Origin of the sequence: Kaistella treverensis (assembly GCF_900114045.1) — a bacterium.
In the GTDB taxonomy this organism is placed as follows: domain Bacteria; phylum Bacteroidota; class Bacteroidia; order Flavobacteriales; family Weeksellaceae; genus Kaistella; species Kaistella treverensis.
In genome coordinates this window covers 677183-692903 of the sequence record NZ_FORQ01000001.1, presented here as the reverse complement: position 1 = coordinate 692903, position 15721 = coordinate 677183, and the positions used below count along the sequence as shown (strand labels likewise).

General features: G+C 39.7%; 14 protein-coding genes. 2 read left to right on the top strand and 12 right to left on the bottom strand.

Annotated elements, in window-relative coordinates:
- Positions 1-50 precede the first annotated feature (50 nt).
- Positions 51-776: a 23S rRNA pseudouridine(2604) synthase RluF gene (gene rluF / locus BMZ55_RS03315; RefSeq protein WP_089818607.1), complete on the top strand. Its 726-nt coding sequence runs from the start codon at positions 51-53 to the stop codon at positions 774-776.
- On the opposite strand, the gene BMZ55_RS03310 is transcribed toward rluF, so the two are convergent.
- Together BMZ55_RS03310 and BMZ55_RS03305 are read right to left on the bottom strand one after the other, a co-directional pair.
- Positions 773-1216, bottom strand: coding sequence for a phosphohydrolase (locus BMZ55_RS03310; protein ID WP_089818606.1), 444 nt, complete (start codon positions 1214-1216; stop codon positions 773-775). The genes rluF and BMZ55_RS03310 overlap by 4 nt on opposite strands.
- Positions 1217-1280: 64 nt before the next feature.
- Positions 1281-1607: a YegP family protein gene (locus tag BMZ55_RS03305; protein ID WP_089818605.1), complete on the bottom strand. Its 327-nt coding sequence runs from the start codon at positions 1605-1607 to the stop codon at positions 1281-1283.
- Positions 1608-1903: 296 nt separating this feature from the next.
- Here BMZ55_RS03305 and BMZ55_RS03300 point away from each other — a divergent pair, with 296 nt between their 5' ends.
- Positions 1904-2215 carry a hypothetical protein gene (locus BMZ55_RS03300; RefSeq protein ID WP_089818604.1) on the top strand — a complete coding sequence of 104 codons (312 nt, stop codon included), beginning with the start codon at positions 1904-1906 and terminating at the stop codon, positions 2213-2215.
- 81 nt (positions 2216-2296) lie between these two features.
- Here BMZ55_RS03300 and BMZ55_RS03295 read toward each other — a convergent pair whose 3' ends face one another.
- From BMZ55_RS03295 to BMZ55_RS03250, 10 genes are all read right to left on the bottom strand, one after another.
- On the bottom strand, positions 2297-3832 hold the full coding sequence (locus BMZ55_RS03295) for a SulP family inorganic anion transporter (RefSeq protein ID WP_089819408.1): 1536 nt from the start codon (positions 3830-3832) through the stop codon (positions 2297-2299).
- 167 nt (positions 3833-3999) lie between these two features.
- The gene (folB, locus tag BMZ55_RS03290; protein WP_089818603.1) at positions 4000-4779 is read right to left on the bottom strand and encodes a dihydroneopterin aldolase; all 780 of its coding nucleotides are present in this window, start codon (positions 4777-4779) and stop codon (positions 4000-4002) included.
- Positions 4780-4850: 71 nt separating this feature from the next.
- Entirely contained in the window at positions 4851-5570 is a 720-nt protein-coding gene (locus BMZ55_RS03285; RefSeq protein ID WP_089818602.1) for an SDR family oxidoreductase, read from the bottom strand.
- Positions 5571-5726: 156 nt separating this feature from the next.
- Positions 5727-5960, bottom strand: a complete 234-nt coding sequence (locus BMZ55_RS03280) for a 4a-hydroxytetrahydrobiopterin dehydratase (RefSeq protein ID WP_089818601.1) — start codon at positions 5958-5960, stop codon at positions 5727-5729.
- Between the two features lie 12 nt (positions 5961-5972).
- A complete protein-coding gene (locus BMZ55_RS03275; protein WP_039344190.1) occupies positions 5973-8228 on the bottom strand; it encodes a monovalent cation:proton antiporter family protein in 2256 nt (751 codons plus the stop codon).
- Between the two features lie 405 nt (positions 8229-8633).
- On the bottom strand, positions 8634-10412 hold the full coding sequence (locus BMZ55_RS03270) for an acyl-CoA dehydrogenase family protein (RefSeq protein ID WP_089818600.1): 1779 nt from the start codon (positions 10410-10412) through the stop codon (positions 8634-8636).
- A 139-nt stretch (positions 10413-10551) separates the two neighbouring features.
- A complete protein-coding gene (locus tag BMZ55_RS03265; protein ID WP_089819406.1) occupies positions 10552-11736 on the bottom strand; it encodes an acetyl-CoA C-acyltransferase in 1185 nt (394 codons plus the stop codon).
- Between the two features lie 17 nt (positions 11737-11753).
- A complete protein-coding gene (locus BMZ55_RS03260; protein WP_089818599.1) occupies positions 11754-14147 on the bottom strand; it encodes a 3-hydroxyacyl-CoA dehydrogenase/enoyl-CoA hydratase family protein in 2394 nt (797 codons plus the stop codon).
- A gap of 6 nt (positions 14148-14153) precedes the next feature.
- Entirely contained in the window at positions 14154-14606 is a 453-nt protein-coding gene (locus BMZ55_RS03255; protein WP_039344197.1) for a MarR family winged helix-turn-helix transcriptional regulator, read from the bottom strand.
- Between the two features lie 166 nt (positions 14607-14772).
- Positions 14773-15696: an ABC transporter ATP-binding protein gene (locus BMZ55_RS03250; protein WP_089818598.1), complete on the bottom strand. Its 924-nt coding sequence runs from the start codon at positions 15694-15696 to the stop codon at positions 14773-14775.
- Positions 15697-15721: the final 25 nt, after the last annotated feature.

The window sequence follows — 15721 nt, the reverse complement described above, 5'->3', positions numbered from 1 at the left end:
AATTTCAAGGTCAAAAAAAATTCGCCGCTAAACTCAGTAAATTTTTAATAATGGATCCCGAAAAAACCAGAATAAATAAATACCTCTCCGAAGTAGGTTTTTGCTCGCGCCGCGAAGCAGACCGTCTTTTGGAGCAGGGTAGGATCACTATTAACGGCGTGGTTCCGGAACTCGGCACCAAAGTTTCCGACGAAGACGAGATTTTTGTAGACGATAAATCCATCCGCAAAACCGAAGACGAGCACGTCTATATTTTGCTCAACAAACCTGTCGGAATCGTGTGTACCACCGATACCAAGCGGGAACGGGATAATATTGTAGAGTTCGTCAACCATCCAAAAAGAATTTTCCCCATCGGAAGACTGGACAAACCCAGCGAAGGCTTAATTATTTTAACCTCAGACGGCGATATCGTGAATAAGATTTTGCGCGCCAGAAACAATCACGAAAAAGAATATATAGTGCGTGTAGACAAACCGATTACGCCCAAATTTTTAATGCAAATGCGCGGCGGAATCCCTATTCTAGGCACCATGACCAATAAATGTCTGGTGGAGCAAATCGATAATTTATCTTTTCGGATTATTCTCACCCAAGGGTTAAACCGACAGATCCGCCGGATGTGCGAATTTTGCGGCTATGAAGTGAAAAAGCTGAAACGCATCCGTATTATGAACCTCAAACTCGATCTTCCTGTTGGAAAATGGCGCGACATCACACCAGCTGAAATGGCCGAGCTGGAAAGACTTCTGCAAGATTCCGACAAAACCATCTAATATTTTTCTTTTAAATAAAGATAAGCTGTCAGATATTTGTTCAGCCTTTTCAAATCTCGTTCAGTAAGCGGCTGCGTAAATCGTTTCAGGTCCATATTATCTTCCAAATCATAAAATTTCACCGTCACCGCAAGTCGTGATTTTTCAATTTGGCGAATAAAATCCGTGTAATCCATATCCGAAGGTGATTTCGTGAGACATTCAATCGCGAAGACGATATGGTTAGGAAAACCTTCAGCCAAAAGGTAATCCAGCGTAATTTCCGGGCAGTCTTCAATCACGTCGTGCAATACACCAACGATTTTTTCATCGTACGTTTTCCCGGAATTCATCACTCGAATTACATGACCAATGTACGGCGTACCAAATTTATCGGTTTGGCCTTTGTGTGCTTTCTGCGCTATTTTTATGGCTTTATTCAGCATTTCGGTTTTAGTCATCATCTGTAAATTTCTGAAGTACTAAAATAAAAAAATGCCGTTAAAAGAGCATATTTTTTCTTTTTTATTCTTCCACAACAGTGGATTCTGCGGCGTTGGTTTGCACTGATTCAACACCGTTTTCGAGTCCGCTTAGTGTTTCATACATTTCGCTGGTTCCCAGGACTTGGCCGTTGGACGCTTTTAAGGTGAAATAAAATTTGCCGTTCGGAGCGGTAATTTTTTCAAATCGCCCAGTGTTTACGGCGTTTTTCTTCACCGATTCGATGCCGTTTTGGCAGGCAGTTTTAGATTTATAGCTTTCGCTGGAGAGAATGACGTGGCCGTTTCCGGCCTTCAGATTAAAATGGTAGGCACCATTTTTTCTGGACGAAATAATAAATTTTCCCATGGTTGTGTTTTTTGTAATATAAAATTACAAATATAAATTCCACATTTGGTACTTTTTTTTGCTTTAAAGCACTGATTTTACGGGGCTTAAAATAAGCCTATTAATTTTTTAAATTTTGCCGCGTTTGCAATAGGACTTTTTCTGAAAGTTAAAAAACAAAAAAAATGGGCTTTTAATGGTAAATTTTTTTAAATTTCAGAAACGCGGATTTTTATTAAAACAGAAAAAAATGCCGTTTTAGTTCCCAAAAAATATTTATTTGTTTTTACTAATTTTACCAGGTTAAATTTCCCGCCATGAATTTATCACCGGAAGGCCAAAAACTTTTTAATAAACTGATTTCTGAGATGTTGGATGACGGCTTTGTGAAGGTGAGCGACTATACTTTTTACAAGAAAATGGGAAATATGACGGTTTCTTTAGGCGACCACACGCTGAAATTAATTCATCAGGGAAAATGCTACGGCATTATTCCGGAGCGCGAATTTCTGAAACTTTCGAATGGTTTTGAACCGATTTTGTCTCAGGTAAAATATCTTCTGGCTTTTGCGATGCGCCAGGATATGAACCGTTTTATGAACTTTCTCTCCACTTATTTTCTGAATTAAAAGCAGCTTTTCTTTTAATTAATGGAAAATTTATTAGCTGCTATTTGGGTATTTTTTTTCAAATTTCTGGAAAGAGAAATTTTACTTTTCTACAGCGACCAAATATTCCGGATCTTTGATGATATTTACATCAATCACCGCTTCGGCATTGTTTAAAAGCCGTATGCAATCGGCGCTGAGATTTTGCAAATGCACTTCTTTGCCAACGCCGCTGTATTTTTTAGTTAAAGTATTCAGCGCTTCAATCGCCGACATATCTGCGACGCGCGAATCTTTGAAATTGATGACAACGCGCTGCGGATCATCCTCAATTTTAAATTTCTCCGAAAAAGCCATCACCGAACCGAAAAAAAGTGGTCCGTAAATGTCGTAATGTTTAGTGCCATCTGCATCGAAATAGGTGCGCGCACGAATTCTTTTAGCACTTTCCCACGCAAATACCAATGCGGAAATAATAACGCCAACAAGCACTGCCAAAGCTAAATTGTGTAGAATTACCGTGATTACCGCGACCAAAATTCCCACAAAAATATCGTGTTTCGGCATTTTATTTAAAATCCTGAAACTTGCCCATTCAAAAGTTCCAAGCGCAACCATAATCATCACACCAACCAGCGCTGCGATCGGCAAACGCCCGATTACTGGCGCCCCGAAAAGAATGATGAGCAAAATGGTAACAGCGGCAATAATCCCGGAAAGTCGCGCGCGGGAACCGGCAGATAAATTGACGAGCGTCTGCGCAATCATTGGGCAGCCGCCCATCCCGAAGAAAAATCCATTAGCAATATTCGACGTTCCCTGCGCGATGCATTCGCGGTTTCCGTTTCCGCGTGTACCGGTGATTTCGTCGACTAAATTTAGAGTTAAAAGTCCTTCCGTGAGACCAACTGCCGCAAATATAAGCGAGTATGGCAGAATCACCTGAAAAGCTTCGAGGTTAAATGGAATATTCGGGACGTGAAAAGGAGGAAAACCGCCTTCAACAGAGGCAATATCCTGTACCGTTTTTGTTTCAATACCAAAAATGACAACCAGGGCAAAAACGACAATTATTGCAACAAGTGACGCCGGAATTTTCTTTGTGATTTTTGGAAATAATACGACAATCGCAATCGTTAAAGTCACCAAACCCAACATGATATATAATGCTTCGCCTTGCAGCCAGGAAAAAGTGCCGTTGGAAATCACTTTAAACTGGTCGAGCTGCGACATGAAGATGATCACCGCCAGACCGTTAACAAAGCCGTACATCACAGGCTGCGGAACGAGGCGAATGAACTTGCTGAATTTAAAAATGCCTATTAAAATCTGGATGATTCCCGCTAAAGCTACGGCTGCAAAAACATATTCGAGGCCGTGGGAACGCATGAGCGCTATGAGCACAATAACCGTTGCACCGGCGCCGCCGGAAACCATGCCGGGTCTGCCGCCAAAAACTGCGGTGATTAAACCAGCGATGAAGGCCGCGTACAATCCGACTAAAGGCGGAAAACCTGCTAAAATGGCAAATGATAGCGACTCCGGAATCATGGTCATAGCAACCGTTAAACCCGCTAAAATTTCAGTTCGGTAATCTATTTTTTGAGAGAAATCAAAAAGATTGAGTGCTATTTTCATGGAATTTTTGCCGGTGTGAAAATCAAGTTTAAGCTTTAAGCTTCTTTGAACTTTAAATTTTAATTGAATTTTTTTCGGGTATTTTGGCAAAAAATGCCTTTTTATCTCGATATTTTTCAACGGTGGCAAAAATACAAAAAATAATGTGCTGATTTTCTGGCAACCGATTAAGCTAAATCCCGATTCTCAAGCTGCATTGAAGATTGCAGTTGCCGGACAAATTCCTGCAGAAAAGGAAAAGTCTGGATATCGTCGTCGATTACAAATCCGTTGTAAGTTGTGACATCAAGGTCGATCGTGCGTGGCGCGTTTTTATTTTCGGTACGGACTCTGCCCAAAAGTGCTTCAATCTGTTTTAAATGCATTTTTAGCGCAGAAAGACTTTTTTTAGTCCGTAGTAGAATGGCGCCATTTAGAAATTCTGGCTGAGATTCAAATTTGAGTGGTTTTGTTTTTAAGAATTCGGTGCGCTGCATGATAAAACCGCAATCCTGAAGCAATTTTAGTGCCTCGGAAAAATTTTGCTCAGCGTTTATATTTGAACCTAAAGCAATTATTGCGGTGTTATAGCGGTCTTTTCCGTCGATTTTTACCATTACAGAATCGGCGAAACGCAAAGCATTTGGTTTTTCAATTTTCACTGAAATATCTTCCAAACCAGCTGCGGAACTTTGAATATGAGTGTAAATTTTTTCGGCTAATGTTTCGAGCAAAAAGTAACTTTTATTTTCGACAAGTTCGATGATTTCTTTTGTAATCGATTTATAATCAACCGCATACTGAATGTCATCAGAGTCAGAAGCTGCGCAGGTGTCATATTTAAATGAAAAAGAAATCACCAAATCCTGCAATTTTTCGGTTTCCCAATCCATGAAGCCGATAAATGCGCGCAGACGCAGATTTTCAACTTTTATGGTAGACAACTTAGTGTTAGAAGTCGCGCTCATATTTTCTAAGTTTAATGGTTTCTGAATTAAATATATTTTGAAAAAATTACCTGTTTAAACGGCAAATTTTTCTAAACCAAATGTTCGCCACCGTCGATGAACAAAGTCTGGCCGGTAAAAAATTCGCTGTCTAATATAAATTGAATCGCCTTGGTTATTTCGCCCAAATTCCCGATTTTTTTCAAAGGAATATTTTGCGCAAGATTTAGCAGATAATTTTCGTCTTTACCTTCGGGCGGTAAAATCAAGCCGGGCGCAATGCCATTTACACGGAAATTCGGCGCTAATTCTACGGCGGAAATTTTGGTGAATTCCTGCAACAATTTCTTGCTTAAAATATAATCGAGGTGTACGGTTTGGTTTTTAGAAACTTTGGTATCTATAAAATTAATAATATTTCCGCTTTCGTAAACCCGCGCAAAAGCTTTAGTCAAAAGGTAGGCATTTTTGAAATTGATATTGAATTCCTTTTCTAAAAGCTGACTTCCAGTCAAGCTAAAATTCGATGGAACGAAGTCTGACGCGCAGTTTACGAGAATATCCAAAATGATATTTTTGTGCTTTAGAGAGCGGAAAATTTCATCAAAATCATTATCCGCTAAAAAGTTAAATTGAAGAAGTTCGGCTTTAACGCCGTTCTGCATTTCTTCGATTTCTTTCTTCAGTTTTTCGGCTTTTTCCGCGGAGGAATTGTAGTGCAAAAGCAGGTTGTAACCTTGCGCTGCGAGGTGGAGCGCAACGGCTTTACCAATACGGTCTGCACTGCCGGTAACTAAAGCATAATTTTTCATTTGGTTTTTTAGAAATATAAATGTACGACATAAATCGAAGCGGAAATATTGGCGCGGTTATTTAAAATCTATGAGGGTGAAAGTTTTGGTGAATTAGAGCTTTAGTATTTTAATGGGAATGTTGCTCGGTTTTGATGTCTAAAAAAAAGTGCCCTTTTAACCCCGAATTTTATCAATTGCTTCTGCTAGCTGATGATCTTTTTCGGTAATTCTATTTCCTGCGTCGTGGGTGACTAAACTGATTTTTACCTGGTTATAAGAATTTGACCAATCCGGATGATGCTGCATACTTTCCGCAACCAAGGCAACTCTGGTCATAAATGCGAATGCTTCTGAAAAATCTTTAAACTTAAAAATTTGCTCCAATTTGCCGTCTTTTTCTGTCCACATGATTTTAGTTTTTTAAATTTCTACATTAAGTTTTTCAATCTTTTTCCGGTTTCCGACTACCCACACAATATCATCAAGTTGTAGAACTTCGGAAGATTCGGGGTTTAAGATGCGCTGTTCTCCGCGTCGAATAGCGATTACTAGACCATCGGTTTTATCACGGATACCGGATTCCTGAATGGTAAGGCCTTTTTTGGCTGAATGATGGTTGATGAGAATTTTCCCGAGTTTGATATGATCGATATTTTCTTCCTCGACAATTTGCTGACTGTCAAATACAGGTTTGAAAACCTGAAACTGATCGTCAGTCGCAATTAAACCAACTTTATCATAAGGCATCAAAACCTGGTGGCGATCAGGTGTATGAATGAGTTTTCCGCCGCGGCGGATGTAGCCAATGTTTATACCATATTTTTCGCGCCATTGAAGTTCTACCAAAGGTTTCCCGATATAATCCGCAAGCGGTTTCACTTCCAGTTCAATAATATGAACGTCCCAAGCACCCAAACTTTCTTTGATATTGGAATTTCCGGCAATAGAGGTTGAAACGCTTGTTTCCACACTTTCACGGTCATTCAGGTTGGTGATAAATCGTTTTTCCAGGCGGTTGTAAAATCTGTTCAGCCTTTTGGAGAAAATTACCATTAAAATAATAGCGAGCGGAATGGTGATAAAAAACGAAAGTGAAGTCGAAGCAAAACGGTTCAGGAAAAAACCAAGAATACCAATTCCGATTGCAAAACGTACAATTTCTATGATTAAAAGCGGACCGCGATTGTATTTTGTTTTCGTCCAAAGTTCACGATACGCTGACGAACTCGGTCGTTTCACCATTAAAGCCCATAAAAAAGGTAAGATAAAAAGTATTGGAAGAGAATTTCCGATGATATTTTTCAGGTTGTTGCTATCCAAATTTTCATTAATAGCCGGGATAATGAACCTTGCAAAAAGCAAAAATATAGCGACGATTACAATTCCATTAATCACGATAATTCGCGCGTAATTCTTCAGAATTGTTTTCCAGCTGTTTTCAGCTTGAATATTTTGAGTGTTCGAAGAATATTGGTTAATTCTGTCTATATATTTCGGCGGCACCACTTTTACAATCCAGTTGTACAAAGGTTCCGAAAACTTAATTAAATATGGTGTGGTGAAAGTCGTGATAGCGGAAACTCCCACAGCAACAGGAAAAAGAAAATCTGATATAACGCCGAGCGAAAGTCCTAATGTTGCCACAATGAAGGCAAATTCACCGATTTGCGCCATACTCATTCCGACCTGTATCGACTGTTTTAACGGCTGTCCTGAAAGCAGCGCGCCCAGTGACGAACTGAAGAGTTTGCCGAACAACGTCAGCAGCGTCACCACGAAAATTGGCCACGCGTACAAAATCATTGCTTCGTAATCGATCATCATTCCGACGGACACGAAAAATACCGCGGCAAACAGGTCTTTTACAGACTTTAAAGTGTGTTCTACTTTTTCTGCTACAGTGGTTTCAGCGATTATTGAACCCATTACAAACGCACCGAGTTCGGCAGAAAAACCAACTTTTACAGCGATTAAAACCATTCCAAGGCATAAACCAATTGATAAAATCAGAAGGATTTCGTCATCAACCAGCGGTTTTATTTTTTTTAATAAAGTCGGAACGAGAAATATCCCAAGTAGAAACCATAAAATAAGGAAAAACAGCAGTTTTACCACGGTAAAAAGAATTTGAGAACCTTCAAATTCCTTCGTAACGGCGATGGTTGAAAGCAAAACCATGAGGAGAATGACCACAATATCTTCAACCACCAAAACGCCAAAAACCGTTCGCGCAAAATTCTTCGTTTTTACACCAAGTTCGTCGAAGGCCCTGATAATAATGGTTGTGGACGAACTGGCGAGCATGCCGCCCAAAAACATACTGTCCATAATGCTCCAGCCGAGCCAGCGCCCGGTAAAATATCCGGCGACGGTGATGAAGAAAATTTCCACAAAAGCCGTGATAGAGGCGGAGCCACCAACGTTCATCAGTTTTTTAAAGCTGAATTCGAGGCCGAGGCTGAAGAGGAGAAAAATCACCCCTATTTCTGCCAAAGTTTTAATGTTTGCGCCATCTACAACTGAAGGGAAAATGTTGAGGTTTGGACTTACAAGAAAACCTGCGATAATGTAACCTAGAACCAGCGGCTGCTTGATTTTCCGGAAAATAATCACGACAAATGCCGCAACAATCAGTATCAATGCTAAGTCTTCAATCAACTTCGGTAAATGTCCCATCTTTCGTAAAAATCTGTATTTTCCCAAAAATACTGAAATGGATCAGCTTTTCAAAGTGTTTTTAATATTTAAAAACAGAAATTCGGTTTGCGAAACTTTCTACCAGCAATTTTTGAATTTAAACTTCGAAAAGCATTAAGCAAAAATTTGGAAAAAAAACGCCTTTTAGCGGCGAATTTTTCAAAAAACGATTTGTGAAGTTTAGTAGAAGCAGAAATTAAAATTCGAAAAAAATGCCATTAGAGCGGCGAATTTTTTTCTTATTCAAATCAGCAAGATTTAATAAAAATCAGCAATTAAAATTTGAAAAAAACATGCCTTTTAGCGGTGAATTTTTTCTTCATTTAAATTAAATAAAAAAAACGCCCCGAAATTCGGGGCGCCTCACCACATGTCAAACTATTTCTAGTAAGATCCTTTTTCAACGAAATGCGCTGCAATTTTTTCGGTAAGTGCAACCACATTTGGGATATTGGTATATTTTGTAAATCTGCGCAGTCCGGAAAGCATCATGCGCTGTTCGTCGCCTTCCGCGAAAGAAACAATTCCTTCTTTTGCCGCAGCGGTAATAGCTTCGACAGCTTTGTAAAGATTTAAGCGCGCCATTGAAGCCTCAACAGAATCGGTGTCGAAATGTTTTTCGGCACGTAAAACTGCTGATTCTGCCATGTAAATCTGGTTCAAAATTTCGGAAGCATTCAACAAAAGATGCTGCTGTTTTTCGATTTCCATCATATATTTCTGAAGAGCGGCACCGGCAACCATCAAAAATACTTTTTTCAGATTGTGGATAATTGCTTTTTCTTCGGACAAATAAGCGGAATAATCCGGAACTTCGAAAGACGGAATCCCCATCAGTTCTTTACCGATTGCCATTGCAGGTTTCAGTAAATCAAGCTCGCCTTTCATGGTTTTTTTGATCAACATTCCTACAGCAAGAAGTCGGTTGATTTCATTAGTTCCTTCGTAAATTCTGCTGATTCTGGAATCTCTCCAAGCTGCTTCCATCGGAGCATCTTCTGAAAAGCCCATTCCACCATAAATCTGAATTCCTTCGTCTGCGATATGTTGTGTCAAATCCGAAACATAAACTTTCAAAATTGAACATTCTACCGCATATTCTGCCAAAGCGCTCAATTCCGCTTCTGCGTGGGACATTCCGCTGGAAATGAATTCTTCAATTTTATCTTCTACATTTTTAGCGGCTCTGTAAGCTCCTGCTTCAGAAACGAAAATTCCTGTGGACATTTCGGCAATCTTCTTACGTATCGCGCCAAATGTGGATATAGAAACGCCGAATTGTTTTCTTTCATTCGCATAGTTGATTGCCAATGATGTGATTCTTCTCTGCCCGTCAATATTTGCTGCTGCTAATTTGATACGGCCTGCGTTCAAGGCATTGATTGCGATTTTGAAACCATTGTTTCTTTCGCCCAATAAATTTCCTACCGGAACTTTCATATCATTAAAGAAAACCTGGCGGGTAGAAGAGGAGCGAATTCCTAACTTATGTTCTTCTTCACCCATTGTCATGCTGTTTGGATCTTCCAGTTCCGAACGGTTAATGACAAATCCGGTAATATTTTTGTCGTCATCAATTTTCGCGAAGAAGGTAAATGTGTCTGCAAAACCTGCATTTGAAATCCACATTTTTTGTCCGTTGATGATGTAATGTTTTCCGTCTTCAGAAAGTTTTGCTCTCGTTTTACCTGAATTGGCATCAGATCCGGCATCGGGTTCTGTTAAACAATACGCGCCAAATTTTTCACCTGTTGCTAAGGCGGGCAGATATTTTTGTTTCAACTCTTCTGTTCCATATAAAAGGATAGGCAGCGTTCCAATTCCGGTGTGCGCGCCATAAGCTGTCGCCAGAGAACCGTTTGCGCCGGAAACCGCATCGCAAACCAACATTGTACTTACGAAACCCATTCCCAGACCGCCATACTCTTCGGGAACTGCAATCCCTAAAGTTCCCATTTCGCCTAATTTGCTCATGGTTTCTTCGGTTAAAGCGTAATCTTTTTTCTCGAAACGCTCTCGATGTGGGATGACGTCTCTTTCTATAAATTCAGTTACCGATTCACGAAGCATTTTTTGCTCTTCGGACAGTTCTTCTAAACTGAATACTTCTTGTGCAGGAATATCTTTGATGATAAATTCACCGCCTTTTAATGTATCGCTCATTATTTGTAATTTTAAATTTTAGATTATAGATTTTAAATTAGATTCGCTGTTATAATTTTTCAGATGTAGTTTTAAAGATTCAGATTGTCTTCTTTATTGCTCATTTCATCTAAAATTTATAATTTAAAATCTAGACTTTTTACAGAAGTTCAAAAATACTCGCTGCTCCCTGGCCTGTACCTACGCACATCGTCACCATTCCGTATTTCATGTTGCCGCGTTTCCTCATCTCGTCTAGAAGCTGAACGGTCAGTTTCGTTCCGGTGCAGCCGAGCGGATGACCCAGAGCGATGGCGCCACCGTTGACATTTAAAATATCCGGATTTAAACCAAGTTCCTTTTTAAGTGCGACAGATTGTGAAGCAAACGCTTCGTTTAGCTCAATCAAGTCGATGTCTTTTAAGTCTAAACCTGCCTGTTTTAATGCCTTTGGAACGGCATATAGAGGTCCCATTCCCATGATGCGTGGTTCTAAACCAGCGGCAGCGTATGCGACTAATCTTGCTTCCGGTTCCAAACCTAGCTCTTTCACCATCTCTTCTGACATCACGATTACGAAAGCCGCACCGTCACTCATTTGCGAAGAATTTCCCGCAGTCACACTTCCGCCGTTTGCGAAAACAGGACGCAGTTTTGCCAATCCTTCTAAACTTGTATCTTTTCTCGGGCCTTCATCAACCGAAAAATCGAATTTCTTGGTCTGCATTTTCTGGTTTTCATCCAGAAAATTGTATTCAACCGGAATTGGGACGATTTGATCTTTAAATCTTCCTGTTTCGTTTGCTTTTAAAGCTTTCTGATGCGACTCAAAAGAAAACTGATCCTGCTCTTCTCTGGTAATTTTATATTGGTTTGCAACTTCTTCGGCAGTGTAACCCATTCCCCAATAATAATCGGGATTGGATTTTGCCATATCGCTTTCCGGAACCGGCTTGTAACCACCCATTGGGATATATGACATGGATTCTGTTCCACCGGCGATAATACAGTCCGCCATTCCGGCCTGGATTTTAGCGGACGCAATTGCAATGGCTTCGGAACCCGAAGCGCAATATCTGTTCACGGTAACGCCGGGAACCTGATCCGTATTTAACCCCATTAAGGAAATTAATCGCGCCACGTTCAGACCTTGTTCGGCTTCCGGCATCGCATTTCCGACGATTAAATCATCAATTCTGTTTTTATCGAGTTGCGGCACGGCAGCCATTAGTTTTTCGATGACCGTTGCCGCCATGACGTCGGGACGTGTGAATCTCAAACTTCCTTTTGGTGCTTTACCAACGGCCGTTCTAAAACCCTTTATTATATATGCTTGTCTTGACATTTCTAAAATTTTTAAAATTAATTTCTCAATGGTTTTCCTTTCGTCAACATAAACTGAATTCTTTCTAAAGTTTTTCTTTCGCCGCAAAGCTGTAAGAAAGTTTCTCGTTCAAGATTCAATAAATATTGTTCGGTGACAACGGTTGGTTCCGAAAGGTTTCCACCTACAAGAACGTTGGCTAATTTATCCGCGATTAGTTTATCGTGTTCCGAAATATATTTTCCGGTTAACATTTGGTCTGTTCCAACCAGGAACATTCCCAGCGCGTCGCGACCTAAAACTTTTACCTTTTGCTCAATCGGTTGCGTGTAGCCATGTTCCGCTAAACTTAAAGCGAGCATTTTTGCCGTTTTTATCTGTCGGTTTTTATTGACTACCACAATATCTTTATGGTCTTCCAAAATTCCCATGTCGTAAGCTTCGTAGGCTGAAGTTGCTACTTTTCCCATCGCGATGTTCATGAACATATCGCGAAGTCTGTTGTTTTTAACATCATCAGAGTGGAATTCTCTTGAAACTCTCAGCGCCATTTCTTTGGTGCCACCGCCGCCGGGAATTACACCAACTCCGGTTTCCACCAAGCCGATATAGGTTTCAGCTGCTGCAACAACGCGATCTGCGTGCATCGTCATTTCGCAACCACCACCAAGCGTCATTCCGTGTGGTGCAACGATGACAGGAACTGAGGAATAACGAACGCGCATCATTGATTTTTGGAAATAAGCAATTGCCATATTCAAATCATCCCAATCCTGATCGATAGCCATCATTAAAATCATGGCTAAATTGGCTCCAACAGAGAAATTTGCGCCTTGATTTCCGATTACCAAACCGTCATAATCTTTTTCGGCGAGGTCGATTGCGCGGTTCAAACCGTCCAAAACTTCACCGCCAAGCGAATTCATTTTCGAGCGGATTTCAAAATTGATAATTCCGTCGCCTAAATCCTGAATTGCAGAACCTGAGTTGCTCCAAAGTGTTTTATTTTTTCTGATATTATCTAAAATGATAAAATCTTCCTGTCCAGGAATATTGCTATAATTTCCGGAATTTTTATCGAAGTAAATGCTCTGTCCTTCTTCATTAATTTTATAGAAAGATTCTACATTTCTTACCCAGTCCGAAACTTCATAACCGGCTTCCTTGGCAAGTTCAATTCCTTTTTGAACGCCAACAGCATCCCAAATTTCGAAAGGACCATTTTCCCAGCCAAAACCCGCGCGCATCGCATCATCGATTTTGTAAACTTCATCAGAAATTTCCGGAACTTTATGCGAAACATACGCGAACAAAGCACCAAGTGATTTTCGGTATAATTCTGCAGCCTTATCTTTTCCGCCGATGAGAACTTTAAATCGGTCGATCGGTTTATCGATATTTTTTGTCAGCTCCAGCGTTGGAAATTCAGACTTTCCCTGAAGTTCGTATTCCATGGTGTCTAAATTCAGCCCATGAATTTCCGATTTACCTTCCGCGTTTTTAATTTTTTTGTAGAAACCTTGTTGAGATTTAGAACCCAGCCATTTGTTTTCTACCATTTGCTGTACGTAATCCGGAAGTTTGAAAACGTCGTAATATTCGGTCGCTTCCATATTGCTTTCACGAACGCCGTTCGCAACCATGACCAAAGTATCCAGTCCAACTACATCTGCAGTTCGGAAAGTTGCAGATTTTGGTCGGCCAATAATTGGTCCGGTAAGTTTATCAATATCAGAAACGCTTAAGCCTAAACCTTTAATTTCATGAAGCAAATTCATCATCGAAAAAACACCGATTCTGTTCGCAATAAATGCCGGCGTGTCTTTCGCTAAAACCGTGGTTTTTCCCAGAAATTTTGCCCCATATTCCATGTAAAATTTAATAATTTCAGGATCAGTTTCGGGCGTTGGAATAACTTCTAAAAGTGGCAAATAACGAACTGGATTAAAGAAATGCGTTCCCGCAAAATATTTTTTGAAATCTTCGCTGCGTCCTTCAATTAAAAAATGAATCGGAATTCCGGAAGTGTTTGAAGAAACCAAAGTTCCCGGTTTTCTGTGCTGTTCAATTTTCTCATAAACCGATTTTTTGATGTCGAGTCTTTCCACCACAACTTCAATAATCCAATCGGTTTTTTTAATTTTTTCCAAATCATCATCGAAATTCCCGACCGTAATTCTCTCCGCAAATTTCGGTGAATACAAAAGCGCCGGACTGGATTTCTGTAATTTCACAAAATTCTCTGTCGCAATTCTGTTTCTTACAATTTTATCATCTTTGGTCAGACCTTTTTTCTGCTCTGCTTCCGTCAGTTCAAAAGGAACGATATCAAGCAAAAGCACTTGAACACCGATGTTGGCGAAGTGCGCTGCGATACCGGAACCCATAATTCCTGAACCGAGAACTGTTACGTGTTTAATTCGTCGTTTCATTGATTTTTATTTTTTGTTATTTAATTCGTTTGCAATTTTCAAGATGTCGTTCATTACGTTTTTAAAAATTTCCAGCTTTTCAGCCGGTATTTTTTCTGCAACTTTTTTATTAAAGGTTACCACCGCGTCTTTTGAAAGATTTCGTGAATTCAAACCTTTTTCAGTGAGTTTTATAATAACTTCACGTTTATCGGTGGTGGTTTTCTCTTTGTAGATGTAGCCGTTGTCTTCCAAAAGCTTAATGATGCGTGTGAGCGAAGTAGGCTCAATCGCCATTTTCGGTCCGAGATTCGTGCTTCTCGTGCCATCTTTCGGATCGATTTTTAAAAGGGTAAGCGCCTGTACGGCGGTCGCGTCGTGATCTTGCGCCAATTCCGAATACATTTTCGAAACGGCAAGCCAAGTAGATTTCAAAATAAGATCTACATTTTCAACTTTATCAGCAGTAGGTTTGTTCATAATATCTTAATACCTGGTTTAATCCAAAGATAGAAAATATTATGCATGCATAGTATATCGCTGAAGTTAATAATTTGTTAAATGTTGATGCTCAGCGTTTTAATCGATATGAATTGCATAGTACTATGCATGCATAATACTTTAAAAATGCTGAAAAAATCAAGTATTAATAACGTTTTGAAAGAAACTGTCCGATTTCGGTAAAAGATGCACAGTTTATTTGTAAATCATCGGTGGAAATTACCCAAATCCTGTTCTGAAATGTAAATTCAAGTTCAGAAAGGTTTTTTGGGAAGTTTTTTTGCAGAAAAGAGTACAGCATTTCTTTGTGTAAATCCGGCGCTGCGATTTTCGGTGGAATGAAACTTTCTGTAAAATCGAAAAGTCCGGGATTTAGCAATTCATCATTTTTAAGCAAAATTTCTTCCGCAATTCCGGCTTCAATTTTTTGGTCGTTTAAAAGCCATATTTTATCCGCAAACTCTTTTGCTAGACGCCAGTCGTGGGAGGAAAAAAGAATCAGCTTATTTTGAACTTTTGCAAGATTGCGAAGCAGTTTTAAAATAATGACTTTGTTTTCTTCATCCAAATGAGTCGTCGGTTCATCAAGAATGACAAAAGGTGAATTTTGTGCCAAAGCACGGCCAATAAATGCTTTTTGAAGATTTCCATCGGAAAGTTGCTGCAAAGGAAAATCGGCGTAGCTGCTTAAATTTAAACTTTTAATAATTTCTTCAACTTCCTGTTTGTCAGTTTGATTTAGTTCAAAGTAATAAGGATAATGAATGTATTTCCCGAATGAAACCAAATCGCGCAGCGTATAGTTCAGCGGGATATCCGATTTCGAGAAAACAACCGCCACACTTTCAGCAATTTCCTGGTTGGAGCTTTCCTTAATATTTTTGCTTTTTATAAAAATTTGCCCTTTTAGCAGCGAATTTTGGTGCAGAATACTTTTAATTAAAGTCGTTTTTCCCACACCGTTATTACCGATTAGCAAACAGATTTCTCCCAAGTCCAGAGAAGTATTCACCTCTTTTATCAAAGGCGTCCGGTAACCGATCGTGGCATTTTTTATTTCTAAAAACATCTTTAATTTTTTCGGCGCTATTTGG